The organism is Pseudomonas sp. LBUM1666, assembly GCF_059695775.1.
In genome coordinates this window covers 2,430,215-2,455,039 of the sequence record NZ_CP166789.1, presented here as the reverse complement: position 1 = coordinate 2,455,039, position 24,825 = coordinate 2,430,215, and the positions used below count along the sequence as shown (strand labels likewise).

At 56.6% G+C, this 24,825-nt stretch carries 25 protein-coding genes; 14 read left to right on the top strand and 11 right to left on the bottom strand.

The window, feature by feature from the left end; translation table 11 throughout:
- Nucleotides 1-115: 115 nt before the first annotated feature.
- The gene (locus ACA056_RS11125) at nt 116-1,057 is read left to right on the top strand and encodes a class I SAM-dependent methyltransferase (protein WP_497272689.1); all 942 of its coding nucleotides are present in this window, start codon (nt 116-118) and stop codon (nt 1,055-1,057) included.
- Here the strand turns inward: ACA056_RS11125 and ACA056_RS11120 are convergent.
- Nucleotides 1,041-1,817 (bottom strand): helix-turn-helix transcriptional regulator, encoded by a 777-nt coding sequence (locus ACA056_RS11120; RefSeq protein ID WP_497272687.1) that lies wholly within the window; start codon nt 1,815-1,817, stop codon nt 1,041-1,043. The genes ACA056_RS11125 and ACA056_RS11120 overlap by 17 nt on opposite strands.
- A 111-nt stretch (nt 1,818-1,928) precedes the next feature.
- On the opposite strand from ACA056_RS11120, the gene ACA056_RS11115 reads away from it, so the two are divergent.
- Complete coding sequence (locus tag ACA056_RS11115) at nt 1,929-3,032, top strand: extracellular solute-binding protein (protein WP_497272685.1); 1,104 nt, start codon at nt 1,929-1,931, stop codon at nt 3,030-3,032.
- 190 nt (nt 3,033-3,222) lie between these two features.
- Entirely contained in the window at nt 3,223-4,344 is a 1,122-nt protein-coding gene (locus tag ACA056_RS11110; RefSeq protein ID WP_497272683.1) for a DmpA family aminopeptidase, read from the top strand.
- On the opposite strand, the gene ACA056_RS11105 is transcribed toward ACA056_RS11110, so the two are convergent.
- Entirely contained in the window at nt 4,301-4,951 is a 651-nt protein-coding gene (locus ACA056_RS11105) for an NAD(P)H-dependent oxidoreductase (RefSeq protein WP_497272681.1), read from the bottom strand. The two genes, ACA056_RS11110 and ACA056_RS11105, sit on opposite strands and share 44 nt — an antisense overlap.
- A gap of 86 nt (nt 4,952-5,037) precedes the next feature.
- Here ACA056_RS11105 and ACA056_RS11100 point away from each other — a divergent pair, with 86 nt between their 5' ends.
- Nucleotides 5,038-5,718, top strand: coding sequence for a TetR/AcrR family transcriptional regulator (locus tag ACA056_RS11100; RefSeq protein WP_497272679.1), 681 nt, complete (start codon nt 5,038-5,040; stop codon nt 5,716-5,718).
- A gap of 355 nt (nt 5,719-6,073) precedes the next feature.
- On the opposite strand, the gene ACA056_RS11095 is transcribed toward ACA056_RS11100, so the two are convergent.
- Both ACA056_RS11095 and ACA056_RS11090 read right to left on the bottom strand, forming a co-directional pair.
- Nucleotides 6,074-6,763, bottom strand: coding sequence for a GNAT family N-acetyltransferase (locus ACA056_RS11095; protein WP_497272677.1), 690 nt, complete (start codon nt 6,761-6,763; stop codon nt 6,074-6,076).
- An 84-nt stretch (nt 6,764-6,847) separates the two neighbouring features.
- Complete coding sequence (locus ACA056_RS11090; RefSeq protein WP_497272675.1) at nt 6,848-7,417, bottom strand: YceI family protein; 570 nt, start codon at nt 7,415-7,417, stop codon at nt 6,848-6,850.
- A gap of 205 nt (nt 7,418-7,622) precedes the next feature.
- Here ACA056_RS11090 and ACA056_RS11085 point away from each other — a divergent pair, with 205 nt between their 5' ends.
- On the top strand, nt 7,623-8,378 hold the full coding sequence (locus ACA056_RS11085) for an SDR family oxidoreductase (protein ID WP_497272673.1): 756 nt from the start codon (nt 7,623-7,625) through the stop codon (nt 8,376-8,378).
- A gap of 50 nt (nt 8,379-8,428) precedes the next feature.
- On the opposite strand, the gene ACA056_RS11080 is transcribed toward ACA056_RS11085, so the two are convergent.
- The 3 genes from ACA056_RS11080 to ACA056_RS11070 form a co-directional block, all read right to left on the bottom strand.
- Nucleotides 8,429-9,127 (bottom strand): phosphoribosyltransferase, encoded by a 699-nt coding sequence (locus tag ACA056_RS11080; protein WP_497272671.1) that lies wholly within the window; start codon nt 9,125-9,127, stop codon nt 8,429-8,431.
- Nucleotides 9,128-9,319: 192 nt separating this feature from the next.
- A complete protein-coding gene (locus ACA056_RS11075; protein WP_497272669.1) occupies nt 9,320-9,967 on the bottom strand; it encodes a hypothetical protein in 648 nt (215 codons plus the stop codon).
- 624 nt (nt 9,968-10,591) lie between these two features.
- A complete protein-coding gene (locus ACA056_RS11070) occupies nt 10,592-11,950 on the bottom strand; it encodes an MATE family efflux transporter (RefSeq protein ID WP_497272667.1) in 1,359 nt (452 codons plus the stop codon).
- Between the two features lie 411 nt (nt 11,951-12,361).
- On the opposite strand from ACA056_RS11070, the gene ACA056_RS11065 reads away from it, so the two are divergent.
- The gene (locus ACA056_RS11065) at nt 12,362-13,816 is read left to right on the top strand and encodes a TrkH family potassium uptake protein (RefSeq protein ID WP_497272665.1); all 1,455 of its coding nucleotides are present in this window, start codon (nt 12,362-12,364) and stop codon (nt 13,814-13,816) included.
- Nucleotides 13,817-13,896: 80 nt separating this feature from the next.
- Nucleotides 13,897-14,325: a hypothetical protein gene (locus tag ACA056_RS11060; RefSeq protein ID WP_497272663.1), complete on the top strand. Its 429-nt coding sequence runs from the start codon at nt 13,897-13,899 to the stop codon at nt 14,323-14,325.
- Between the two features lie 62 nt (nt 14,326-14,387).
- Here ACA056_RS11060 and ACA056_RS11055 read toward each other — a convergent pair whose 3' ends face one another.
- A complete protein-coding gene (locus ACA056_RS11055) occupies nt 14,388-14,663 on the bottom strand; it encodes a hypothetical protein (protein ID WP_497272661.1) in 276 nt (91 codons plus the stop codon).
- 333 nt (nt 14,664-14,996) lie between these two features.
- On the opposite strand from ACA056_RS11055, the gene ACA056_RS11050 reads away from it, so the two are divergent.
- The 3 genes from ACA056_RS11050 (at nt 14,997) to ACA056_RS11040 (ending at nt 18,046) form a co-directional block, all read left to right on the top strand.
- Nucleotides 14,997-15,440: a DUF6130 family protein gene (locus tag ACA056_RS11050; protein WP_497273517.1), complete on the top strand. Its 444-nt coding sequence runs from the start codon at nt 14,997-14,999 to the stop codon at nt 15,438-15,440.
- 406 nt (nt 15,441-15,846) lie between these two features.
- Nucleotides 15,847-16,119, top strand: coding sequence for a hypothetical protein (locus ACA056_RS11045; protein ID WP_497272659.1), 273 nt, complete (start codon nt 15,847-15,849; stop codon nt 16,117-16,119).
- A 389-nt stretch (nt 16,120-16,508) separates the two neighbouring features.
- Nucleotides 16,509-18,046 (top strand): IS3 family transposase gene (locus tag ACA056_RS11040; protein WP_497272435.1). Its coding sequence is split into 2 segments (ribosomal slippage): nt 16,509-16,977 and nt 16,977-18,046, totalling 1,539 coding nucleotides; the frame shifts between segments, so codons are not numbered across the junction.
- A 141-nt stretch (nt 18,047-18,187) separates the two neighbouring features.
- Here the strand turns inward: ACA056_RS11040 and ACA056_RS11035 are convergent.
- Together ACA056_RS11035 and ACA056_RS11030 are read right to left on the bottom strand one after the other, a co-directional pair.
- Nucleotides 18,188-18,748 carry a histidine phosphatase family protein gene (locus ACA056_RS11035; RefSeq protein ID WP_497272657.1) on the bottom strand — a complete coding sequence of 187 codons (561 nt, stop codon included), beginning with the start codon at nt 18,746-18,748 and terminating at the stop codon, nt 18,188-18,190.
- 150 nt (nt 18,749-18,898) lie between these two features.
- Nucleotides 18,899-19,753, bottom strand: a complete 855-nt coding sequence (locus ACA056_RS11030) for a LysR substrate-binding domain-containing protein (protein ID WP_497272655.1) — start codon at nt 19,751-19,753, stop codon at nt 18,899-18,901.
- A 106-nt stretch (nt 19,754-19,859) separates the two neighbouring features.
- Between ACA056_RS11030 and ACA056_RS11025 the strand changes: the two genes are divergently transcribed.
- Nucleotides 19,860-20,522: an FMN-dependent NADH-azoreductase gene (locus ACA056_RS11025; protein WP_497272653.1), complete on the top strand. Its 663-nt coding sequence runs from the start codon at nt 19,860-19,862 to the stop codon at nt 20,520-20,522.
- A gap of 51 nt (nt 20,523-20,573) precedes the next feature.
- On the opposite strand, the gene ACA056_RS11020 is transcribed toward ACA056_RS11025, so the two are convergent.
- Nucleotides 20,574-20,918, bottom strand: a complete 345-nt coding sequence (locus ACA056_RS11020; protein ID WP_497272651.1) for a cupin domain-containing protein — start codon at nt 20,916-20,918, stop codon at nt 20,574-20,576.
- A gap of 296 nt (nt 20,919-21,214) precedes the next feature.
- Here ACA056_RS11020 and ACA056_RS11015 point away from each other — a divergent pair, with 296 nt between their 5' ends.
- The 3 genes from ACA056_RS11015 (at nt 21,215) to ACA056_RS11005 (ending at nt 24,798) form a co-directional block, all read left to right on the top strand.
- Complete coding sequence (locus ACA056_RS11015) at nt 21,215-22,267, top strand: alpha/beta hydrolase family protein (protein WP_497272649.1); 1,053 nt, start codon at nt 21,215-21,217, stop codon at nt 22,265-22,267.
- Nucleotides 22,268-22,597: 330 nt separating this feature from the next.
- Nucleotides 22,598-23,611, top strand: coding sequence for an acyltransferase family protein (locus ACA056_RS11010; protein ID WP_497272647.1), 1,014 nt, complete (start codon nt 22,598-22,600; stop codon nt 23,609-23,611).
- Nucleotides 23,612-23,853: 242 nt separating this feature from the next.
- A complete protein-coding gene (locus ACA056_RS11005) occupies nt 23,854-24,798 on the top strand; it encodes a chromate resistance protein ChrB domain-containing protein (RefSeq protein WP_497272645.1) in 945 nt (314 codons plus the stop codon).
- Nucleotides 24,799-24,825 lie beyond the last annotated feature (27 nt).

The window sequence follows — 24,825 nt, the reverse complement described above, 5'->3', positions numbered from 1 at the left end:
TGTTGAATGTAATGCCCCCATCGCGAGCAAGCTCGCTCCCACAGTTTTTTGCGTGGTCCGCCCTTGGCTCAATTGTGGTTAAAATGCCGCCCCAACAAATTGCTGGCCCTGCCCGATGAACGCTGACGCTCTCTCCACCCTCCACGACCATTTACTGACGGCCCTGGCAACTGCCCCCGCAGAAACCCGCCGGCTGTTCCACGGCCGGGGCCGGTGCTGGCCGGGGCTGGAGCAAGTGACGGTCGACTGGTTGCAGGGCGTGGTGCTGGTGTCGCTGTTCAAGGAACCCGAAGCGTCGCAGCTGGAAGCCTTGAAACAGACGCTGATGGACCTCACGCAATCGCCTGCGTGGACGCAATCCGGCGCGCACACCCTGCTGCTGCAACATCGCTACCTGCTGCAAAGCACCACCGAGTGGCTGTTGGGGGACGCTATCGACGAGATGACGATCACCGAGGGCGGCCTGCATTACCGGGTGGACCTGGGCCGCAAACAGAACACTGGCCTATTCCTCGACATGCGTTACGGCCGTGACTGGGTGCGGGCCAATGCCCAGGGCAAGCGCGTGCTGAATCTGTTTGCCTACACCTGCGGATTCTCGGTGGCGGCCATCGAAGGGGGGGCGACGCACGTGGTCAATCTGGACATGTCCAGCCCGGCCCTGAGCCGTGGCCGCGACAATCACCGGCTCAACGGCCACGACCTGAGCAAGGTGACTTTCCTCGGTCACGACCTGTTCAAGTCCTGGGGCAAGGTGATCGGCAAGGGCCCTTACGACCTGGTGATCATCGACCCACCGTCCTTTCAGAAAGGCAGTTTTCTGCTGACCAAGGACTACCAGCGCGTGCTGCGCCGACTGCCCGAATTGCTCAGCCCCCAGGGCACGGTTCTGGCGTGCATGAACGATCCGGCGTTCGGTACGGACTTCCTCATCGACGGCGTCACCCGCGAGGCACCGAGCCTGCGTTTCGAGCAACGGCTGGACAATCCGCCGGAGTTTCCCGATGCCGATGTTGAATGCGGGTTGAAGGCGTTGGTGTTCAGGCTGGGGGATTGAGCACCAGTGCAAACAACTCACCATGCCCATTTACATTGAGCTTGTGATAGAGATTGCGCCGGTGCACTTTCACCGTTTCCGGGGAAATACCCATCTGCTGGGCGATGGCCTTGCTTGAGAAGCCCTGAAGAATCAGTCGCGCCGTTTCGACTTCCCGCCCCGACAGACGCGCGTCGAAACGATCCAGCAGGGTCGCCAGATCCCCGGCCACCGCCTCGGTTGCCGGTCCTTCCGGCGGCATCAATTGCAGGTGACGGCGCATCGCCGCCAGCACCCAATCGCGCACGCAAAGCAGGCGGCCCTGTTCCTCAAGCGTGAATCGCGTCGAACGTCCCAATGACAAACCGAGCACGGCGCCATCGATGTTGACCATGAACTGCAACTCGTCACCGCCCACCACGGTGCGGAAGTAGCTCAGGTAGTACTCGCTCTGCTGGAACTGGTCGGGAGCCACCGATTCGAGGCTATGCAAGCCGTCGGCAATGCCGGCACAGGCGGCCTGATAAAACGGATCGAGCAGGTACATGCCAGCGCTGTAATCCGCCAGCTCTTCTTGCTCGGCAGCACCGCCCTTTGAGTCGAAATCGATCAGCAGACGCGGCACCCGCCCGGCCCGCATCACCGCGACCAACGCGTTGTCCAGCGGCACCAGCAGCCGCAGCGTGTCCACCAGCGCACGCCAGAACCCGTCCTGCCCCACGGCACCAAATACCCGCGCCAGCCCTTGGTGCACCGGTAACTCTTTCAACAACGCGTCCACGCCCTACCCCTTTCGAGTAACCCATGATGGGAATGGGTGAGTCCACTCCCTGCCGATACGCTGCAAGCACCTGATCATCACCGGCCTGCAGCAGGCCAGGAGTGCCGCATCATGAGTCGTCACCGCTCGTATATCAATCTTGGACTGGGCGCCTGTTTGTCGGTCTCGCTATCGGCGGTTGCCGCCGACGGCCCGACGGTTCACGTCTACAACTGGTATGACTACATAGGCCCCACGACCCTGCAGGATTTCAAGCGTGACACCGGGATCTCGCCGGTCTACGACACCTTCGACAGCGCCGAAGTATTGGAGGGCAAATTGCTCACCAGCCGCAGCGGATACGACGTCGTGGTGGCCAGCAACTTCAGCTTGCCGACCCTGATCAAGGCCGGTGCCCTTGCACCTCTGCCCCGCGCTCAGATGCCCGACTTCAAAAACATGGACGCTGATCTGTTGGCGAAACTGGCCAACAATGATCCGGGCAATCAGTACGCCGTGCCGTATCTGTGGGGCACCAATGGCATCGGCTACAACATCGACAAGGTCCGCGCCGCGCTGGGCGATAAGGCGCCGGTGGATTCCTGGGACCTGGTGTTCAACGAAGAAAACCTGGCCAAACTCGGCCAGTGCGGCGTGGCCATGCTTGACTCGCCGGCCGAGATGCTGCCAGTCGCCCTGCACTACCTCGGCCTGCCGCCCAACAGCACCAACCCCGAGGACTACAAAAAGGCCGAGGCACTGCTGCTCAAGCTGCGTCCGCACATTGCTTACTTCAACTCGTCCAAGTTCATCAGCGACCTGGCCAACGGCAACATTTGCGTGGCGGTAGGTTGGTCCGGCGCGATGCTGGAAGCCAAGACTAATGCCGAGCAGGCGAACAATGGCGTGAAGATCGCCTACAGCCTGCCGAAAGAAGGCGCGCCGGTGTGGTTCGACACACTGGTGTTGCTCAAGGACGCACCGCATCCGGAACAGGGTTTGGCGTTCATCGACTACCTGATGCGCCCCGACGTCATCGCGCCGGTCAGTGATCACCTGTCCTACCCCAACGGCAACCGCAGCGCGACGCCACTGGTGGCCGAAGCGACCCGCAACAACCCGGCCGTGTATCCGTCGGCCGAAGCCATGGCCACGTTATTCACCCTTCAGCCTCTGCCGCCCGCCACCGAGCGTGTGCGGACGCGGATCTGGAGCAAAGTGAAAAACGGTCAGTGAACCCAAATGACCGTCAGCCGGGTGCAATCCATGTGGGAGCGAGCTTGCTCGCGATGAGGCCATCACATTCAACACTGAAGGAGACTGATCCACCGCTATCGCGAGCAAGCTCGCTCCCACAGGGTTCGCGCCTTGATTGGATATGGTTAGTCCCCCTTTTTTCTGCCACGAATTGAAGATGAGAGAAACGATGAAACCACGTGCCCGCGACCTGAACATCCAGTTCGGCCAACTGCAACCCGGCCCGCTCAACGCCATCACCGATGTGCCCGGCGTACGGGTCGGCCACAGCAATGTGCGAGGACGCACCGCCAACGGCCGCGACATCCTGACCGGCGTCACCGTGATCGAGCCGCGTGCCGGTTCCACCAGCCTGCAACCGTGCTTTGCCGGCGTCCATGTGCTCAACGGCAACGGTGATGCCACGGGTCTTGAGTGGATTCGCGAGGCCGGTCTGCTGACCAGCCCGATCGCCTTCACCAACACCCACAGCCTGGGCGTGGTGCGCGATGCGCTGGTGACGCTGGATCGCGAGAGCCAGCCCGATGACGGGCGACTCTACTGGAACATGCCGGTAGTGCTGGAGACCTTCGACGGTCTGCTCAACGACATCAACGGTTTCCACGTGAAGCCTGAACATGTGGCAGAAGCCCTGTGCACGGCGGTGGGTGGTCCGGTGATCGAAGGCGCCGTCGGCGGCGGCAGCGGCATGATCTGCCACGAATTCAAGGGCGGGATCGGCACCGCTTCGCGGCAGTTGAACCGTGCTCAGGGCGGCTGGACCGTCGGCGCCATCGTCCAGGCCAACCATGGCATCCGCAACGAACTGCGCGTCGACGGTTACCCGGTCGGGCGCTACATGGAAAAGGCGGACTCGCCGTTCCTCAAGGCGTCCTTGCCGCATCCGGGCATGGGCTCGATTGTCGTCTGCCTGGCCACCGATGCACCGTTGCTCCCGCACCAGTGCACGCGCCTCGCGCAGCGCGCCAGCCTCGGCCTGGCCCGCACCGGCGGCGGCAATGAAGACCACAGCGGTGACATCTTCATCGCTTTCGCCACCGGTAATCAGCACGTGCCGCCGGCCGCTTACGAGAGTAAGCGTGCACCGACCACCGACAACCTGAGCATGGTCAACAACGACCACATCAGCGAGTTGTTCCTGGCCGCCACCGAAGCCGTAGAAGAAGCGATCATCAATGCCTTGCTGGCCTCCGACACCGCCGAAGGCAATGGCCATGCGGTGCCGGGACTGGATGCCGGAACGCTGCTCAACGCCTTGCGTCGGGCGGGCTGGCCGGGTGAACAGGGCTAACAGGATGGAGGTGTCTGGATGCCGCAAAGAGCTCGCGACCGAGGCTTTTCGCGGCGTCCAGGTGCACCGCTGGGTCCTGAATTTCCGATTCGAGCAGCAGCTCGGACGTCACCACCTGAGCACCGCAATAATCAAAAATCCCATGGTCAATCTGCGTCTTCATGGCCTCGGCATAACCGTGCCGGGCGTAGGTGGCAGCGTCGGCACCGCCCACACCGATCAGGTGAACCCGCAGATGACCAAGCTTCTTCTCCAGCTTGGCATCGGCAGTGAAATCGAACGCCCAGCCGTTGGCGAACACCCGATCAATCCAGCCCTTGAGCAGCGCCGGCATCGACCACCAGTAGACCGGATAAACCAGCACCAGCGCATCGGCGCGGTCTACCCGCGCTTGCTCGGCAATCACATCAGCAGGGGGCGGCGCTTCCCGGTGATGCACCGCCAGATCAGCGACGTTGAACCTCGGATCGAACCCTTCGGCTGAGAGGTCGGCGATTTCAACGGTATGACCGGGATCGTCCAGGGCGATGCCCTGAGCGACTTGCGCAACCAGGCTATGGGTAAGCGAACGAGGATCGTGATGAGCCACAACGATAAGCGCGTGCATGCTGGAAACTCCTGATTGAGAGCACAAGGCGGACCTTATATACTCTTGGTAAGTTACGATCAGTAAGTTACTTTTGGTACATAGCCATGTCAACCACCGAAACAGACGCGCAAGATTCCACGCCGCAACCGCGACGACGAATGTCCCGGGAGGACCGCCAACGTCAGTTGCTGGACGTCGCCTGGCAACTCGTTCGGGAAGAAGGCACGGACGCGCTGACATTGGGGCGACTTGCCGAGCAAGCCGGGATCACCAAACCGGTGGTTTACGATCACTTCACCACGCGATCCGGGTTGCTGGCGGCGCTCTACCAGGACTTCGACGCCAGACAGACTGCGCTGATGGATGCTGCGCTTCACAACGGCGAACCGACTTTGCCCGGCACCGCCAGGGTGATCGCCTCGTCATACGTCGACTGCGTACTGCTTCAGGGCAACGAAATCCCCGGCGTCATCGCGGCACTGGCCAGCTCCCCGGAACTGGAGAAGATCAAGCGTGAATACGAAGCGATTTTCCTGAACAAATGCCGAGCCGCCCTCGCCCCCTTTGCTGGCGCGGGTGAGATCAAGGCAGCGGGATTGCGGGCGATGCTCGGTGCGGCGGAAGCCTTGTCACACGCCGCGGCGAATGGAGAAATCAGCGCCGTGCAGGCACAGGACGAACTGTATGAAACCATCATCGCCATGGTCGAAAGAAGTGCCCGTGGCGACGCTGGAAACATCGCGAAAACTGACGCCGCAATGATGGATTCGACTAGCGGTACTTGAGCGCTAACCCCCAACTTTCTACGATGATTCTACGCAGCCGCTTGTTTGCTCAAGCCGTTGCGTAAGTGGTGAGTGAAATGAACCCCTACCAAGCTCACCACTTGTTTCATGCGCATCTTGAGCCTCGAGGGCTCTACTTCCTCCCCATCAAAGAGCTTTGAGGCTCTTTTTTATCTGCACGAATTCCAGACACAAAAAAGCCCGGCATTTGGCCGGGCTTTGCGCGTCTGATCGGATTCGGTCCAACAACCAACAGAAGTCCAATGTGGGAGCGAGCTTGCTCGCGATGGCGGTTGATCATTCAACATCAATATCGACTGATCAACCGCTATCGCGAGCAAGCTCGCTCCCACAGTTAACCGAGTTCACCCAGTCGCTCCCGGACAAACTCATTCGCTTTGCGCGTCATCTGGTCCAGATGCCGGTCACGCTGTTTTTCCGCATCGAGCATGGCCCGCTTGCCGTGTTTTTGCAGCAGGTACGTATGAATCTGTCGCACCTCCAGCGAGCTGTAGATCGATGCCACGTCCAGCACGGCCATCAAGCCATCACTGCCGTGATCGCGGGTGTTCATCAGCACTTGAGTTGCGCGCACGCCCACTACCTGAAACCCCATTGCCTCAAAATACGGAACCTTGACCACCGCGCACGTCAGCTCGGCATGCGGGTAGCGGCCGACCATTTCCTGCAGCATCCGCCGGGCAATACCTTGGCGTCGATGGCTGACACTCACCGCCATATACGCAACACCGCATGCATCGGGATCGTCCTTGACCGGCAGGTACAGCAAGAAGCCGATGACCTTCTCCGGGTCGTCTTCGTCGGTCGCGACGAGCAACTCCACCGCAATCCCTTTCGCCCCGTTCAATGCTTCCAGATAGAGGTGAACCTCGTAGCCGATCGCGTACTGGTACACGTTGTACAACAGGTTGCTCGGCGCGATAGCGACCATGCTGATGTCGGTCAGGTAATCGACCACCATTTGCAGGATCTGGCTATTGATGTGTTCGGGGCACGGGGTTTTGAAATGGGTGATCTGGGGCATTCGTGGCTCTGACTCTGGGGCGGACGTGAAGAGTGTGTTCGCGGGCGTGCCTATCATAACCGACGCCATGCGCGCCTGGCCGAGTTACTGTTCCGGCACCACCATCCGAAACCGGATATTGATTTTGTCGGAGACGACACCGTCGGCCCATTCACCTTCACCGACTTTGAAGTCGCTGCGCTTGAGCGTTAACTGGCCATCGAAAATCCCGATGGCGTTCTCGGCCTTCAGGAAGACCGGTACCTCCACTTCACGCGTGATCCCCCTGAGCGTGAGTTGGCCGGTGATCGAGTAGCGGTTGTCGCCCAGTACTTTCACGCCGGTCGATTCAAACGTCGCCACCGGATACGTTGCCGTGTTGAACCAGGCTGGTTTTTGCAGTTCGCTGTTGGCGTCGCTGCTTCCGGCGTCGATGCTGTCGAGCTGGATGGTGAGCGCGGCCCGGCCTGCCGACGGGTTCGCCGTGTCGAAATCAAGCGTGGCCTCGAACTTGCGGAACGTACCGTACACCCGCGAAGAGAACTGTTTAAACGTGAAGGAGATCGTGCTGGCGGTTTCATTGACCTGCGTGTATTCGGTCGCTTGGACGCAAGGCAAAACGCCGAATGCGAGGGCGGCCACCAGCACGGCGCAGGTCGGGAATCGGTGTTTCATGGGATTCTCCGGTCGGGCTCCCGTCATGAGCTGAGGCGCCGTACAGGTATGCCAGCGATAGGTGGACTAAAGCAAACAAACGCCGTTAATTCCACCTGCCGCTCAGACTTCCGACCACCTGTCGGGCAGCGCGAAGGACCGTCCGATACGGCCGCTGCCAGGGTGTTTAATTACTGTCCCAACTCACCGCATCGGGAGACCGGCCATGAAACTCGTCATCATCGGAGGAAGCGGGCTGATCGGCAGTAAAGTCTGCAAGACCCTCCAGGATCTGGGGCATGAAGTCATATCAGCGTCACCGAGTTCCGGCATCAACGTCATCACCGGCGAAGGCCTGGCCGACGCACTCAAGGGCGCTGACGTGGTGGTCGACGTGGCGAACTCACCCTCATTCGAGGATCACGCGGCGTTGCATTTCTTTGAGACAGCCGGGCATAACCTGTTCGCTGCCGAGAAGGTAGCCGGCACCAAACACCATGTTGCCCTGTCCGTCGTCGGCACCGAACGGATGCTCGACAGTGGTTATTTCCGGGCCAAAATGGCCCAGGAAAAACTCATCAAGGCATCGGGCGTTCCCTACACCATTCTGCGGGCCACGCAGTTCTTCGAGTTCGTTGGTGCCATTGCTTACTCGGGTCGCGAGGACGGCAACACCATCCATTTAACGTCCGCCGCGTTGCAACCGGTGGCCTCGGTGGATGTCGCGGCCGCACTGACGGCTATCGCTCAAAAAGCGCCGATCAATCAGACCGTGGAAGTGGCCGGGCCGGATCGCCGCCCCATTGTCGAGTTCGTGAGTGAGTACCTGAAACACACCAAGGACCCGCGCGAGGCTGTTCCGGACGACACGGTTCCTTACTTCGGCGCCCCGATCAATGACAAGTCCCTCACGCCAGGCGATAACCCCATTGTCGGAGCGACCCGGTTTGAAGATTGGCTGGAGACCACGCATCCCTCTTGAGTCGCCAGTGGTGGGACGATCCTGTCTCTGTCCTGGGACAGAGACAAGCATCAGCACTCATGACCGGAACGCTGCTGAACGGCGCCGGACTCTCGCTGCCACGCCCGCTGCAACAGCTTGATGACCTCGGCATCCGAGGTCTGGGTAAAGTCCATGTACCAACGGCTGATCGACATCAGCCAGTCGGGAATGAGCGGGCATATCAGCTCATCCACCTCGCTGCGCAGCGCCTCCGCCGTCTCAATCGGCGCCACCGGCACGGCGACGACGATGCGAGACGGTGCGTGCACACGCACCGCGTGGATCGCCGCCATCATCGAGGCGCCTGTCGCCAGGCCATCGTCGATCAGGATCACCACCTGATCCTTGAGTTGCACAGGCGCGCGCGTTCCCCGGTAAAGCTGCTCGCGGCGTAACAGCTCCCGAGTTTCCCGTGCGACCACGTCATCGAACGTGGCCGGGTCAATTGGGTGAACCCGCAGCGCATGTTCATTGAGGATTTGTATGCCGCCGCTGGCGATGGCGCCCATCGCGAATTCCTGATGGGACGGAACCCCGAGCTTGCGCACCAGCATCAGGTCCAGACGAACATCCAGCGCAGCGGCCACTTCATAGGCCACCGGCACACCGCCTCGGGGCAAGGCGAGGATGATGACATCGGGTAGATGCGCGTATTTGAGTAACGGCTCCACCAGACGTCGACCGGCTGCGGCCCGGTCCTGCAGGAGGGTGGGCGATGAGGGACTCATTTGAAAACCTCCTCAGGCGATCACGCCTGTCGGTTCGCATCACACGGTCACTCAGGATTGTCGGTCTGACGGTGGCTGACATCAAGCTCAGGCATGACGCACGCGCCTGTCCTTAAAATACAAAACGCCCGATGCGGTGCATCGGGCGTTAGGGTGAAACAGGTGTAAACCTATTTCAGGACTAGACAAGGCCTAACATGCGCTCGCTACTGTCCGTGGAGAAACAACGACGGAGCCCTGTGGTTTCAAACGCTGAGTCAAAACCAGCATCGTCAGGAAACCCAGTGCAATCAATACCGGATACGCCATCAACAGTTCGGAAAGAGAGTATTTCCAGGCCAACGGGCGCCCGACCCCCAGCATGGCCGCATACATCCAGGACACGGCCGACAGCGAGCCGCAGAACAGCGCCAGCATCCGTGCGCTGAAGCCAAGATTGAGCAACGAGCCTGCCTTTTGCAGCGAGGGCAATACCAGGCGATGCAACAAGAGGCCGTTGTAACTCAGCAACACGACAATAATCACTTTGGCGTGAAGCTTTGGATTCATAAAGTAATTCATACCTTTTTCCAGGTAGTCAATCCCGATGATAGCGGCACCCGTCACCCACAACGCTATCAATGCAGTGATGACAGACTTCTGAAGACTTTCCATGTGAGCATTGTCATGCTCAGTGAATGTTTTTCGTTTTAACAAGTCTCTAACCATCGCAATATCACTGGTCAACACCAAACCAATGGCCACACAACACGACACTAAATGAACGTAAATAACGCCCAATCGCAAAAATTCCATGCACTCTTTATTTTCGAGCAGGCTCATAATTGTATTTATCGCCACGGTACTTTCTCCACCTTATTCGATAGTACAGATCGATATTTAACAGGGCATTCAACTCTTCGAAACCCTGCGCGATCTTACTTTTATAAGATATGCCAACTCATAGACTTGGCACTGCTTAGCCCATTGATTCGCCTGGCAAATCAATGACCGGCTTATTTATTGCCTCCTGAATTTCGGGTAAAAAATCCCCATTAGCATTCAATGCACATGAGGTTAATTTTCCACTTCTTTTCTGCGGCTGCTGGAGCAGGTCTTGGGTGACGTGCTGCAGGATCAGAGGCCCGAGGTCCCGGAATGTTCATTTTTTGATCATCCCACCGACAAACGGCGGTTATTGTGAACGTCCCACACGCCGGTACTAACGTATCAACTTCCCCGTCAGCCCCATGACAACTGGGCTGGTGAATTACAGGGGTTTCCAATAGTGTTTATTGGATCCATTAGTTGTTAGGTTACTTACGAAAAGTGCAATAGCGCGCTGCTCGCATTTAGGACCTGCCCCCACTGAAACAGTCATACTTTTACCATTCCACTCGCAGAGGAAAGTGAAGCCCTGATTACCGGCGGAACCTGCGCCGCAGGTCCGGGCATCGTTCAGGGACAGATCGCTGTGGTCGCTACCTACACCAACCGCTCAATCTTCTGATGCTGCCAGACCATTTTGTAATACGCCGTCTGCAACACCAGCATTCCCAGATACGCCACCGGAAACGCCATCCACACCCCCTGCAACCCGAAGTGCCCGTCCAGCACATACGCCACCGGCAACTGCACCCCGACCACACAAAAAATCGAAATTGCCATCGGCACCAGCACCGAGCCGCTGGCGCGCATGATGCCGCCGACAATCGCCTGGAAGCCGAACACCAACAGACTCCACAGCATGATGTGCAACAGATGCTCCGCCTTCGCCCGGGTGGAATCCTCCGTGAGGAACAACCCCAGCAACCAGTGCGACAACAGATAACCCAACACCACCAACCCACCGGTCAGGCACACGTTGATCAACAGCCCCGTGCGCAGAATCGGCCCCATACGCTCAAGCCGCCCTGCCCCAATCGCCTGAGCACCGAGAATCGACGCCGTAATCGCAATCGACAGCGCCGGGAATTGCACATAATTGACGATCTGCGTCACCGCGCCATACGCCGCCGTCGCCTGCGAACCGTGCTGATTCACCAGCGCCAGAATCACCAGCTCCGACACCGATAACACCACCATCTGCAACCCGGTCGGCAACCCGATGCGCAACACCTTTCCGAGAATCACCAGGTCCAGCCGCATCGCCGCAAACATCTCCCGATCCGGCGCCAACGGATGCCCCTTGCGAATCAACCGCCACGCCAGCCACCCCATCGCCGACAAGTTACCCGCCAACCCGGCATACGCCGCACTCTGAATCCCCATCATCGGCAACCCGAACCAACCCCGAATCAACGCCGGCGTCAGCGCCAACCCGATACACGTCGACACCACCAACGCAATCAGCGGCGACACCGTATCGCTCACCCCGCGCAGCAGTTGAGTGAAGAGCACGTAGACCAGGAGCGACGGCATGATCCACATCATCACGTGGGCGTAGGACACGGCGTCGTCGAGCACGTCGGCCGGGGTCCCCAAACCCTGCAACGCTGGTCTTGCGAATACGCTGCCTAGCACCGCTGCTATCAGACCGATCATTGCGCCCAAGAGCAGCGTGGTGCCAGCGATGGTTTTCACCAAGTGCGGCTCGCGTGCGCCCCACGCTTGGCCGATGAGCACGCCTGCACCTGCGCCGAGGCCGATGACCAGGGCGATGAAGAAAAAGACGATGGGGAACATGCCGGACACGGCAGCCAGGGCTTGGGTGCCGAGCATTTGGCCGATGTAGATGCTGTTGATGGTGCCCGACATAGATTGGAGAAAATTGGAGAGGACCATGGGGGCGAGGAAAAGGAGGTAGGTTTTCCAGAGGGGGTGGTTGGTTGTGGGGGTTTGCATTGAGGGTCCGTCTCGGGGGTGGGCGCGGTTTGGAAATTCTACGCTAGAGGGCTGGGCACGACCCGTTCGATTTCCCACATTCGGACAGCATAAGTAAATGATGGGCTATTCGCGCGTCGGCTCTCAATCGATTCCACGTGGTTTGCGCACCTGGACATTTGAGGGTTTTGCCGACGCCGGTTCGACCGGTCTGCCATTACTCGGGTTGCTTCGCAATCGTGGTGCAGGGGGGCTTCTTCCAGGATGAATAGGTCAGGCGCTGCTCGATCCGTTTTTACACACTCTGGGCCCAAAGCGGCCCTTTGACGCACGGATCCTGACGGGTTGCTTGCAGAAACTTTACGCAAAATTTACGGGGTTATCAGGGTCGGCATCCGATACTGCGCGGTGCTAATTTGGAACGCTATTGTTATGTCCCTCGCAGCAATTCGGCTTATCGGATTCATCCTAGGACTTTTTCTGATCACGCTGGCCGTGAGCATGGCTATTCCCATGATCACACTGGTGGCCTATGAGCGAAGCGACGATCTGTCAGCATTTCTCTGGTCGAGTTTGATTACCTTCATCTGTGGCCTTCTGTTAATCGTGCGGGGACGCCCGGAAACTGGCCAGCTTCGTCCTAGGGATATGTACCTGCTGACGACCGGAAGCTGGGTAGTTGTGTGCACCTTCGCAGCGTTGCCAATGGTGTTCATCAGCGATATCAGCTACACCGATGCATTCTTTGAAACGATGTCTGGTATCACAACCACTGGCTCGACTGTACTCACCGGTTTGGATAGCTCATCTCCCGGCTTGTTGATATGGCGCTCCATGCTGCATTGGTTGGGAGGCATCGGCTTTATCGGCATGGCTGTGGCAATCCTCCCACTGTTGCGAGTAGGCGGCATGCGTCTGTTCCAGACAGAGTCCTCAGATTGGTCGGAGAAAGTGACACCTCGTTCCCACGTGGCAGCCAAGTACATTCTTTTGCTCTACCTTGGGCTCACTGGCATCGGAGCCCTGGCGCTCTGGCTCGCTGGTATGACGCCATTTGAAGCGGTCAACCACGCAATGTCGTTGATCTCCACCGGGGGGTTTTCGACTTCGGACTCCTCACTTGGGCATTGGACGCAACCAGCGATTCACTGGGTAGCGGTGGCCATCATGATTCTGGGTAGCCTGCCCTTCACCTTGTACGTCGCGACATTGCGGGGCAATCGACGCGCGCTGATCAAGGATCACCAGGTACGCGGATTTATTGGGTTCCTGTTCGTCACATCGCTGGCCGTGGGAACTTGGCTGTATTTTCACAGCGATTACGGATGGTGGGATGCGTTTCGTATCGTGGCAGTGAATGTGACCTCGGTCGTCACGACCACCGGAATTGCGGTTGGCGACTACACCTTGTGGGGAAGCTTCGCTGTCTTGCTCTTTTTCTACCTGACCTTCGTCGGTGGATGTTCAGGCTCAACGGCAGGTGGTCTTAAAATCTTCCGTTTTCAGGTTGCATCCGCTCTCCTGGTAAGTAGCTTGAAGCAGTTGATCCATCCTCGAGCCGTGATACAGAAGAAGTACAACGGTCATCCCATCGACGAGGAGATCCTGCGCTCGCTTTTGACCTTCTCGTTCTTCTTCACGATCACTATTGCGGCCATCGCCTTGGGCCTGGCGCTCATTGGGCTTGATTGGACAACAGCGTTGAGCGGTGCCGCTACTGCGGTGTGTAACGTCGGGCCAGGTCTGGGCACGATCATTGGGCCGGCCGGTAATTTCTCAACATTACCTGATGCGGCCAAATGGCTACTGACCATTGGAATGCTTCTAGGAAGACTGGAAATCCTGACTGTTTTGGTACTTGTAACTCCAGTTTTCTGGAGATATTGACCCACCTTGTATCTTGCGCACTGATAGCTGGCGCTATGCTCAGAGCATTCACACCTGCCCTTTTTCAGGAGAGAAAAGTGATGCGACGGATGATCGCAACAGGGGCGCTCTTGCTGGCCTTGGGCGGGTGCGCAACCTCACCCATGCCGGTTTCTGAAGCTCGGCCAGTGCCGGCCGATAAGATGTACGCGTTCAAAAGCCAGGGCACGAAAGATCCGGGACGCCTGACCATTCTCCGTGATGACGGGTTTGTCGGTGCGGGATGTGACGCCATGTTCTACATCGATGGTCAGCGCGCAGCCAAGATAGGTCCCGGTCAAAAGGCATCGTTCGTTTTGCCTGCCGGTGAAGTGAATCTTGGGGCAGGGCTCGCCGAGTCTGGATTATGTGCGGGTGCCGCGATCAAAACTGTCGCGGCCAAGATCAAGCCAGGGAAAGAAGTGATTTATCGAATCAACTGGGATACGCAAGGCTTCTACTTGGGCCCTTACGTTGAATATGAACGTTGAGCCCAGACGGTTGCAGCCTGCTTCGCACGCCACCTCTAGTGATCGCCTTTTCCGATCTTGCTTTATTTCAGTTCGGTTCTTATTTCGGTTCCGGGCACGAAAAATTTACCGGGATCATCGACCTTCTTCAGGTCAACCAAGGCTCGGCAAATGCAATGTGAGAATTGCTTCTGCAACGTTTCGGGGTCTTTCCATGCCATTTGTGATGCTGGCAAATGTTGTGCCTCGGACGATTTATAGCAGACACAATTGTCTAGTCGGGTGACGCCATTATCATTTGTGCTCTGACAAGCAGTGGTCAGCAAAGAGATCGCGATGAGCATGACGAAATGTTTCATTGGCTCCCCTCCGAGGCGGTTGTGAAGGGCTGACGCTCAAGATCGGACAGGGTGTTGTAACGGCGTGGTGACCGCTGAAGGCGGTTACACGCCATGGCCGCAAAGCCCAATCTGCTCAATAAGCCCGACAGTAGAAGGAAGCTTAGCTCTCATTTTGCGTCGCTCCATCCGCGGGATGTTTTTCTCCGATCCCTGTCGTTATAAGGGCTCGTATTCAACACCCATCTTCCGTCCCCTCCCCACTCGGCTGTTTTGCAGAGCGTGGCAGCTTTTACATAGACAACTGCCCGGTTTGATCTAGCCTTGAATGAGATCACGCGGGAGAAAAACACCATGCCCCTCGCTCTCGGAAACCTATCCACCCTTGCGTTGGGTGTCTTCTTTTGCATCGCCGCGTGGGGTCAAGAGGCAGCCGACACCCATCAGCCACCGGCCATACTCCCGTTGGAGTCTGAGACAGGGCCAAAACTCATTGCCTATCCGCCGCTCGCCGCGCCGCTCGCCCGCGGAGTTGTCATCATCCAGTATCGAACAGAGCACGCCCGGATCATGCCGGTTTTTGGCAAAGTTGCCGCTGATGTATCACCTCGTCTCGGTCACCTTCACGTGACAGTCGACGACTGGAAAGGTACATGGGCGCACACCAATGAAGACCCGATTATTTTGGTCGGGCTGACGCCTGGTACTCACAAGGTTTTTCTTGAAGTGGCTGATCCGAGTCATAAGATTTTGACTAGTACGGTGGTGAGTTTTGAGGTTCCGGAGAAGAAGCCGTGAATTAAGGGGTGGCTGACTTATTTAGCTCATGCCCTTATTTAAATAAAGCTTTCACCTTTGCTCGATTTGCCGTGATTAGCAAAGGTCCTAGGACGACCATGAAATTCCTACATAACTCTCGGAATCCCTCACCTTGCCCACCGTTCCGATGAAGCTTAGAGTCCGCTGCGTCGCCCACAATGGCGACTCGGGTTTGGCGACCTGATCGATCGGATGCAAAAGCGCTGTGCTTTAATGCAAGCGCTTCTGCATGCCAGCAAAGTTGTCTTTATGGCAGCTGTGCGCGGGAGACCTTCGGGTCTGCCGGTATTCCGATCCCGGTTCGCCAACCTGCGTACAGCTGTCACCCATTCGTTTGGCGACGATTGAGGGACAGTCAACCTTTGCCTTGATCGGAGTTTTACCTATGGAAAGATACATGCCACTCACCGGAATCGACCTGATCCCGGCCTCCCTGCTCATCGACACCCAAGCTCCACTCGACGTCTTGCAAGCCATGGCTGACTACCGCATTCGCACGGTCACGCAGGTGTTGGAAAACATCGCCTTCCGCGCCGAGCTCGGTTGCGACACGGTGGTATTGAAAGACTTTTCGCAGCTGTTAGTCATTCCGTTACGCGACGGCTGTGACTTGATGGACGTGATCGGTCGACGCTTACGAGCGCAGGTGAAGGAGTAAGTAAAAACGGGCGCCTCAATGGGCGCCCGTTTTCTGCAATTGCAATCTGTGCATAAACGCGGCTGACGGAGCATTTCGTGAGCCCATTGACCGAAGTCATTTCACAAAAAATATGTGAAATAAAATGTGAAGATAATTTTGTTTTAAGAGCCTACAAAACCTCTGGAGGCCAGTAAATTAGCGCCTCTTCATCAAGTCAGTATGTGAAATAAAATGTGAACCCTTTCATACGGTAAAAAGCCGCTGTGCGGTCGGCCATGGTTAGGGCGATGGATGAAATGAAAACGGGCGCCATCAAGGCGCCCGTTTTTTGTGTCCCCCTCCGTGTCAGGCTACCTGTCGCCCTTGTTGATTGACTCGTTCATTCAAGAGGGCGAAGGTACATATCGATGTCCAAGCTAGGCAAACGCTACGACAACGACTTCAAAGACTGGGTCGTTTTGCAAATGATGCCGCCCCTCAATCGATCAGTGGCAGAACTTGCCGTTGCGCTCAATCTCACGCCACAGTCACTGCGAAATTGGAGACAAATGGCTAGAGATAAAGGCTTGATCGTTCCGGGAAACGGCAAGACCAGTGACCAATGGTCTAGCGCCGATAAATTCAATGCTGTCATGGAAACCGCGCCGTTGAGCGAGGTGGAGATCTCTCAGTATTGCCGAATCAAAGGCATTTACCCTGAGCAAATCCAACAGTGGCGAATGGCATGCCAAAACGCCAATCCGGTCGTTGATCTCAACTCTCGAACCTCTAAGACGGCCGAGCAACGGCGTATCAAAATACTTGAGCGTCAATTGATTCAGTCTGATGCCGGACGTGCGGAGGCGGTGGCCTTGCTGGATCTCAGAAAAAAAGCCAATGCGATCTGGGGCAAGGACAAGGAAGACTGATCGACGCCTCTGATCGTACGCAAGCCATGAAGTTGATTGCAGACGCGGTACTCAATGGCGCTCGTCGATATCGAGCCTGCAATGAGTTGGGGCTGAGCCTGCGCACAGTCCAACGCTGGCGACACGCTGACTGTGACGGACGACGGCTGGCTCAACGGGCAGCTCCGGCTAATAAGCTCAGTAAGACAGAACGCCAAGCGGTGCTTGATGCTGCCAATCAGGCTGGCTACGCCAGCCTCACCCCGCACCAAATCGTTCCAAAACTAGCGGATGAAGGCATTTATCTGGCTTCGGAGTCGACGTTTTACCGTGTGTTAAAAGCCGCCAATCAAAACGTGCGCCGTGGTCGTACCAAGACCCCGAAACGCAGAGTACTGACGACGCACCGTGCTGACGCACCCAATCAGGTGTGGTGCTGGGATATCACCTGGCTGCCCAGCACCGTCAAAGGCCGTTTTTTCTACTGGTACATGGTCAAGGATGTCTACAGCCGCAAGCTGGTCGCTAATGAAGTGCATGAGGTGGAATGTGCCGAACACGCGTGTGAGTTGCTCAGAAAGGGATGCTTGCGGGAGCACACAGCGGGTCGTCCGTTGGTGTTGCACTCGGATAACGGCCACGTTATGAGAGGCTCTTTATTACGTGAAAGCATGATCGCCCTGGGCGTCGAGCCGTCCTTCAGCCGGCCGAGGGTGAGCAATGACAACGCTTATGCCGAGGCGCTTTTCCGTACCGCCAAGTACTGCCCACTCTGGCCGGATCAACCATTTGATACGGTCACTGAAGCAAGGCTTTGGGTGCAGAAATTTATCGAGTGGTACAACGAAGATCACCGCCACAGCGCCTTGAAATACGTCACGCCGAACGAACGCCACGAAGGCAAGGCGACGGTTCTATTACAAGCTAGAGCAGTGCTTTATGAAGACGCCAGGGACGCTAATCCGAGCCGCTGGAGTACTCGGACACGCAACTGGAAGCTGGCAGATGCGGTGTATTTAAACCCAGAGCGCCCTGAGGTTAAGGGTGCAGCTGGCTAACAACAGTTGGAACAAGGTGACAGGTACCTTGACACGTACCGGTCCGTAAACAAAGAGCTGTGCCAGCATCCATCGGACTGTAAGCGTCTGGCGAATACGCGCCAGACAATATCCGTCATTTGGCTAATCAAAATATATGCCTCAACTACTCGTTCGGTAGGTCGCAGCGCTCCAGTATCGATTGCCGGTACTTGTATGGCGAGTCCATCCAGCAGCTTCCAGCTGCTTTGCAATCATTCGGTTCATGAATCCATGACCGAGCAGAAGAACTGAGCCTTCACAGCTAAGGGACTGAAGTCGTTGTGCTGCCTCAATGGCCCGTACCCTCGCCTTGCGGGCAGACTCAACATTCCCGGAGAAACCGCACATCCATAAAATACGAAGAATAAATACCCACGTGAATGGTGAAAGTCGCGGCAGTGCCCATCGTCCATAGGGTAACTGTGCCTCGAAAAAAATCTCATCCACGATGGCGGGTTGAAGGCCCAAGGCCCGGATAGATGTGAGCGCACGGGGCGCGCTGCTTGAGACAATTACTTTGGCGGTAGCGGCCAGTTCCAAACTCGCTTTAGGGACAGGCTCGTTCGCAATTTCGGATAAGTCGTATTGCTCAATCCAGCGCTTCATACCAAGTGCTGAAACCTTGTCGAGCGTAGCCAGATTCGGCTGACCATGACGCATTAAGATAATTTCTTTGCCCACTGGGATCACATCCTTGATTTGCTGCTGAGCGAGTACGTGGATTGCACTCTGTAAGTAGCGAACGGAATGCTCGTGCCTGAGCAATCCTGTTTAACGGAGCGCAATAATAACCGCTACCCGAGACGCTCAAGAAGGCCCTTGAAATGACAATCAAGCCCTCCGCTTAGAGCAATACTCCACAATCATCTGAGTGACCGCCGCCACAATCGCCTGATCCGCCTCAGGCGAGGTGAACAGCCGACATTGCGCATCCGGCAAATCCGGCAATCCTTGTTCTACCCCAATCACCGCCAATCCTTGCCCCAACTGACTGAGTGGCATGGGCGCTATCGCGAAGCCTGCCAGGGCCGCCGCCCGCAACCCGGCCGTGCTGCTGCACAACATCGCCGTGCGTTGGGCGATCCCCGCCTGCGCCAGCCTCGTCAGCGCGGCCTCGCGATAAGGACACGGTTCGGGGAACAGGGCCAGCGGCAACGGCGTGGGTAACCGGGTGACGGGTTGCGCCGACCAGGCCCACACCAGCGGTTCTTGCCATAGCAACAGCCCCGCTTCGCTGGTTTCGCACAGCGAACCGATGACCACCTCCAGATGCCCTTGCTTCATCAGCGCCAGTAACGTACCCGGAATGTTCACCTGCACCTCGATCTTCATCCCCGGGTACTGCGCCGCGAAATCCTGAACAGTGCGCAGTAATCGAGACTCGACAAAATCTTCGGACACCCCGATCCGCAGCCGCCCGTGAAACGGCGTGCGTGTCAGGTCTGTCCAGGCATCACGGTTCAGCGCGAGGATCGTGCGCGCATAAGAGACCAGGCGCTCGCCATCGGCAGTCAGTTGCTGGGAACGGGTGGTGCGCGTCAACAGGGGTTTACCAACCTGTTCTTCCAATCGCCGCACATGGCCACTGACCGCAGACTGAGTGAGGTGCAGCTTCTGGGCTGCACGGCTGAAGCCGTCTTCATCGACGACCGTGACAAATGTCTTGAGCAGCAGAGCATCGAACATAGTTTTATACGTGATCAATTGAGTTCTAATTTACGATTTATATTTCAAATACAACTATGTTGCAATGCTCTCACCTGCCCTGCCTCCCCATCATCCAAGGTGTGCCATGACGACTCTTCTCCATATTCAGTGTTCTCCACGCAAGCAGCGTTCGGCTTCCCTTGAAGTCGCCCGCAGCTTCATTGCGCGTTATCAAGCAAACACCCCGGACACCGAAATCATCACCCTCGACCTCTGGAACATGGCTCTGCCGGAATTCGATGATCTGGCCATGGAGGCCAAATACGCCGGGCTGAATGGCACGCCGTTGACCCCCGCACAACAAGACGCCTGGAACACGTTAAAAGAGTTGGCAAGTCACCTGCACCGCGCGGATGTTCTCGTGATGTCCGTACCGCTGTGGAATTTCAGCATCCCGTACAAACTCAAGCACTTCATCGACCTGGTATCGCAGAAAGACATCCTGTTCAGCGTTGACCCGGAACGCGGTCTGGAAGGCATGCTGCACAACAAACTCGCCGTGGTGATGTACGCCCGCGGCCTGGATTTTTCGGCGCAGTCGATCACACCGGCAGAGCGCTTCGACTTCCAGAAGCCCTACGTGGAAGCCTGGCTGAAATTTATCGGCATCACGGATGTGCATTCGGTGATTGTGGAGAAAACCATCCTGGGGGAAGACGTTGATCGGCGCGCGCGCGAGGACGCGACTCAGCAGGCCAGGCGCTTGGCAGACAGTTTGTCGCTGACGCTTCAGGCCCCCTGCTGTTGAGGCAAGCCTTGACTTGAGACCGGCTAACGGTGGTCCCTTTTGGTCCTGAGCTTACTCTTGCCGGACAATATCGACCGAGATCTCCACCGCCGCAATCGTGCCTCTGTTCTCAAGCCAGTGTGTGGTGTTCCTGTCCTCGGGCCAGCCCACTCCCGGCCCATAATCCGTGGCGACTCCATTTCGATGGTCAGTGATCGTTCCTTGCAGAATGTAGACGGTGCCTGGTCTGTCAATATGGTTGTGAATCGGCCCGAAGACGCCTCGAGGCTCGATGGTCACCCTGCGCATTCTGAGTTGGCGCCCTGCCATACCCTCGATCTCAGGACCCAGGTCAATCGTTGCCAGTAACTTCACCGTAACGCCTTTCGTCTCAGGTGCCGCCTGTTCGTTGCTCATTGCACGCTCCCCTCTGTATGTACAGGACCTGACTAGAAGTAGAGACCCTAAAAGGGGTGATCAGGCGGGAGGTGACAAAGGGTTGATTGCCGCCCTTCGCGACAGGCTGTTATCGGCTGTGGATTCAACCGGTGGATGCATCAGATTGGCTAAATCGTTCAGCGGGCGGTTCGAATGTGGGCTTTAATGTTCGTGCTTATATGCAGCCACATTAGCTTCGACTCCCTACGAAGGTGGATGCGCCTGACGGCGGGTTCAGGTTGCCATGCACTGGTCTAATCAAGGAAGAAACGACATTGAAAATAGCTTTTAGCGCCCTATTGTTGACTTGGCTGACGACTATCGCACTCGCTGACGAGAACCCTGTCGGCTTCCACTCTTCCACACTGGCGGACTCGCACAATGACCGCGCACTGGAGATGGTCGTCTGGTACCCCAGTGCAACTACCGCAGCCACGCAAATGATCGGCGATGATGTGGTGTTCGTCGGGGCTTCTGCCGTTCGTGACGCGCCGCCCGCAGCTGGCAAGCATCCATTGTTGGTGCTCTCCCACGGGTACAGGGGTAACTGGAGCAACCAGATCTGGCTTGCCAGCGCTCTGGCTCATAGGGGTTACATTGTCGCCGCCATCAATCACCCTGGCACCACCACTCATGACCGTAGCCCTCAAGCAGCAGCGCAGTTATGGCTGCGGCCCGTTGATGTGCGCCGAGCCATTGATGGGGTCACGACTCAACCTGAAAAATTCGGCTTGGTCGCCAATGACCGAATTGCAGTGGTGGGCCATTCACTCGGCGGCTGGACCGCCCTGGAGATCGCCGGTGCTCGTTTCGATCCAGACCGCTTCGCCCAGGACTGCAACGCCCACCCGCAATTAACAAGTTGCACCGTCTATGGAAAGATAAACTCCGCAAGCACCTCAGAATCAAAGGCCGCGTTGTCCGCCGATTTGCGCGATAAACGCGTCACTGCTGTGGTTACCTTGGACCTGGGCCTTTCACGGGGCATGACCGATGAAAGCCTGGCCGCGCTGCCGATACCAGCGCTGGTGATCGCTGCCGGCGTACCGTCGAGCGAGCTTCCCGCTGAGTTGGAGTCTGCCAACCTGGCCAAACGGCTGCCTCCGGCGTCAAGCCGTTACGTCGAAATCAGCGACGCAAGCCATTTCAGTTTCTTGTCGGTGTGCAAACCTGGCGCGGAGGTATTGCTCGAAGAAGAAGTACCAGGCGATGGCATCATTTGCAGGGATGGTGACAGCGCTCGCCCGCGTGGGGTGATTCAACAGCAGATTACATCGCTGATAGCAGAGTTTCTTCAGTCATCTATCAACAAAGAAGACAGTTTGTAGAGTCGTGGTACGAGACCTGCCGCAGCTCAACAAAAAAAACGTTGGGACAGTTCCAGCACCCGTGCAATCTGTCAGAACGGTTGGCAACAAGCAACGTCAAACAAACAACGTCAAAAATCCAGTCATTTAGCGAATTCCTCGCGACTGGAATTTTTCCCTGGCGTGAAGTGTAAAGTGCAAAAGGTGTCCTAGACTACAGACTTAAATGGTCTGATTTCTTGAATTTTTCACCGCTGCAACTACTGGTTTTTTATATGAATCCAGACAGTCTTCAGACGCAGCACTGCCTTTATCGAATACCCTCTTTCGACCCAAGAGCGGGATGCAAATATGAACAGTAGTTCCGTAGCGGGCTCTCGATTCAGCGTACTTGACGGATGGCGCGGCATAAGCATCTTGCTTGTCTTGGCGTGCCACCTGCTACCACTCAGCCCAAAGCTTTGGCAATTTAATGCCGCCGCAGGCGTTATGGGAATGGCTATATTTTTTACGCTATCGGGTTTCCTGATAACAAATTTTCTGCTCAACAACAGCAGTGTCGTTGATTTTTTAATCCGCAGGATCTTTCGGGTTGTGCCTCTCGCCTGGTTGTACATGTTAATTGCTTTACCTGTCATGAACAGCACTTCGGATTTCTACATCGCAAACTTTCTGTTCATTGCCAACTGGCCACCTATGTGGCTTGGCAGTGTAAACGGCCACCTATGGAGTTTGTGCATGGAGGTCCAGTTTTATTTCGCCATCGCTTTGCTGGTGGTTCTGATGAGAAACAAGTGGGTAGTGCTAATCCCTTTTCTCTGCATCGCCGTCACGATGTACCGAGTCATGAATGATGTCCATGTCGCAATCAACACTTATTACCGCATTGATGAAATACTTTCCGGATGCATACTTGCACTGATATACAACAACAGACTGGGCAACATCCTCGTCAAACTTCCGACACCCACGGGGATCGCGCAAATATTTTTATGCCTCCTGTTTGTCTTGTCCTGTCATCCCGATGCGGGCTTCATGAACTACTTCCGCCCCTATCTTGCCGCAGCAATGGTGGGGAGCACGTTACTCAACAGTCGGACACTAGTTGCCCAGACTCTGAATAACCGCGCTCTATTTTATATCGCCACCATCTCGTACGCTCTCTACGTTGTTCATCCGCTGCTAATACATACTTGGCTGGGTAGCGGAGACACCGTCATAAAATATTTGAAGCGCCCGTTGTTGTTCGCCGCAATCTTTCTCACCGCGCATATCTCGACCTTCTATTATGAAAAATGGTGGATTGCTTTTGGTAAGAGATTTGCCAAGAAAGTAGCTAGCCAATCTGTTATATCGACCGGTTGAGTCAACAATCGATTGAGGTCCTTCACGATAGGAAGCAATCAGTCCAAAAGCAGCCCCGCTTCCCAGACGACGGGCAGTTTCAGGAATGAATCTGTCATTGCTTGCGACAGCTGACAGCGCTTTAAAATAAATCAGTCACCATTTAATGCACGCCAAAATCCCAGATTTTGGCTTTCCGGCTTTCCAAACACCAAAAACACCGATAATGTAAGAAATACTACAAAATAAATAGCGCTCTCTACATGAACAACTGGCTGACATTGATTCTCGCTTTACCCACCGCGAATGCCACCGAGCGCATGCGAGCTTGGCGCGCTCTGAAAGCCTCAGGTGCAGCGGTTTTGCGCGATGGTGCCTATCTGTTGCCTGATACCGGTGTCTGTCGCGATGCTCTGGCGTCTGTCGAGCGCGACATCCTTTCTATCAATGGCACTGTTTACATCCTGCCCGTGGTCGATCCGGAGGGTGAGCGCTTTGTCGAGTTATTCGACCGTAGCGATGACTACAGCAAGCTACGCGCAGAGATTGAAGAGTGCCGTGGGCAGCTCAATCCTGAAAACGCATTGGCCACCACCAAACAAATTCGCAAGCTGCGCAAAAACTACGATCAGCTCACCCACATCGACTATTTCCCAGGTAAGCCCAAGGAGCAGATTGATTCTGCCTTGCAGGAGCTTGAGTTGGCTGTCAGCAGAGCGTTGTCTGCGGATGAACCACATAGCCGCGACGAGCCAATTACGGCACTGAACCGTGGTGACTATCAAAGTCGTGTCTGGGCAACACGTAAGCGTCCGTGGGTTGACCGTCTGGCTTGTGCCTGGTTGATTCGGCGCTTCATTGATCCTCAAGCTCGGATACTCTGGCTGAATACTCCACATGACTGTCCGGCAGACGCGCTGGGCTTCGACTTCGATGAAGCGACCTTCAGTCATGTCGGCAATCGCGTGACCTTCGAAACCCTGCAAGCCAGTTTTGAGCTTCAAGAGCCCGGCCTGAACCGCATCGCGGCCTTGGTGCACTACCTCGATATCGGCGGTATTCAGCCTTTGGAGGCTGCCGGTATCGAGCGCGTGCTGGCAGGACTGCGCGAAACCATTACCCATGACGACCACTTGCTGGCTGCTGCTAGCGCTATCTTCGACGGCCTGCTCGCCGAGTTTGTGAAAGAGGAACAACCCAATGAGTAAGGTGTTGGCATCAACGGCTGAAGAGGA

What these genes read in the sequence shown, in the direction of transcription:
- ACA056_RS11125 (WP_497272689.1), top strand. Translation starts at nt 116, where the DNA reads ATGAACGCTGACGCTCTCTCCACCCTCCACGACCATTTACTGACGGCC.
- ACA056_RS11115 (WP_497272685.1), top strand. Translation starts at nt 1,929, where the DNA reads ATGAGTCGTCACCGCTCGTATATCAATCTTGGACTGGGCGCCTGTTTG.
- ACA056_RS11110 (WP_497272683.1), top strand. Translation starts at nt 3,223, where the DNA reads ATGAAACCACGTGCCCGCGACCTGAACATCCAGTTCGGCCAACTGCAA.
- ACA056_RS11105 (WP_497272681.1), bottom strand. Translation starts at nt 4,951, where the DNA reads ATGCACGCGCTTATCGTTGTGGCTCATCACGATCCTCGTTCGCTTACC.
- ACA056_RS11100 (WP_497272679.1), top strand. Translation starts at nt 5,038, where the DNA reads ATGTCAACCACCGAAACAGACGCGCAAGATTCCACGCCGCAACCGCGA.
- ACA056_RS11095 (WP_497272677.1), bottom strand. Translation starts at nt 6,763, where the DNA reads ATGCCCCAGATCACCCATTTCAAAACCCCGTGCCCCGAACACATCAAT.
- ACA056_RS11090 (WP_497272675.1), bottom strand. Translation starts at nt 7,417, where the DNA reads ATGAAACACCGATTCCCGACCTGCGCCGTGCTGGTGGCCGCCCTCGCA.
- ACA056_RS11085 (WP_497272673.1), top strand. Translation starts at nt 7,623, where the DNA reads ATGAAACTCGTCATCATCGGAGGAAGCGGGCTGATCGGCAGTAAAGTC.
- ACA056_RS11080 (WP_497272671.1), bottom strand. Translation starts at nt 9,127, where the DNA reads ATGAGTCCCTCATCGCCCACCCTCCTGCAGGACCGGGCCGCAGCCGGT.
- ACA056_RS11070 (WP_497272667.1), bottom strand. Translation starts at nt 11,950, where the DNA reads ATGCAAACCCCCACAACCAACCACCCCCTCTGGAAAACCTACCTCCTT.
- ACA056_RS11065 (WP_497272665.1), top strand. Translation starts at nt 12,362, where the DNA reads ATGTCCCTCGCAGCAATTCGGCTTATCGGATTCATCCTAGGACTTTTT.
- ACA056_RS11060 (WP_497272663.1), top strand. Translation starts at nt 13,897, where the DNA reads ATGCGACGGATGATCGCAACAGGGGCGCTCTTGCTGGCCTTGGGCGGG.
- ACA056_RS11055 (WP_497272661.1), bottom strand. Translation starts at nt 14,663, where the DNA reads ATGAAACATTTCGTCATGCTCATCGCGATCTCTTTGCTGACCACTGCT.
- ACA056_RS11050 (WP_497273517.1), top strand. Translation starts at nt 14,997, where the DNA reads ATGCCCCTCGCTCTCGGAAACCTATCCACCCTTGCGTTGGGTGTCTTC.
- ACA056_RS11045 (WP_497272659.1), top strand. Translation starts at nt 15,847, where the DNA reads ATGGAAAGATACATGCCACTCACCGGAATCGACCTGATCCCGGCCTCC.
- ACA056_RS11030 (WP_497272655.1), bottom strand. Translation starts at nt 19,753, where the DNA reads ATGTTCGATGCTCTGCTGCTCAAGACATTTGTCACGGTCGTCGATGAA.
- ACA056_RS11025 (WP_497272653.1), top strand. Translation starts at nt 19,860, where the DNA reads ATGACGACTCTTCTCCATATTCAGTGTTCTCCACGCAAGCAGCGTTCG.
- ACA056_RS11020 (WP_497272651.1), bottom strand. Translation starts at nt 20,918, where the DNA reads ATGAGCAACGAACAGGCGGCACCTGAGACGAAAGGCGTTACGGTGAAG.
- ACA056_RS11010 (WP_497272647.1), top strand. Translation starts at nt 22,598, where the DNA reads ATGAACAGTAGTTCCGTAGCGGGCTCTCGATTCAGCGTACTTGACGGA.
- ACA056_RS11005 (WP_497272645.1), top strand. Translation starts at nt 23,854, where the DNA reads ATGAACAACTGGCTGACATTGATTCTCGCTTTACCCACCGCGAATGCC.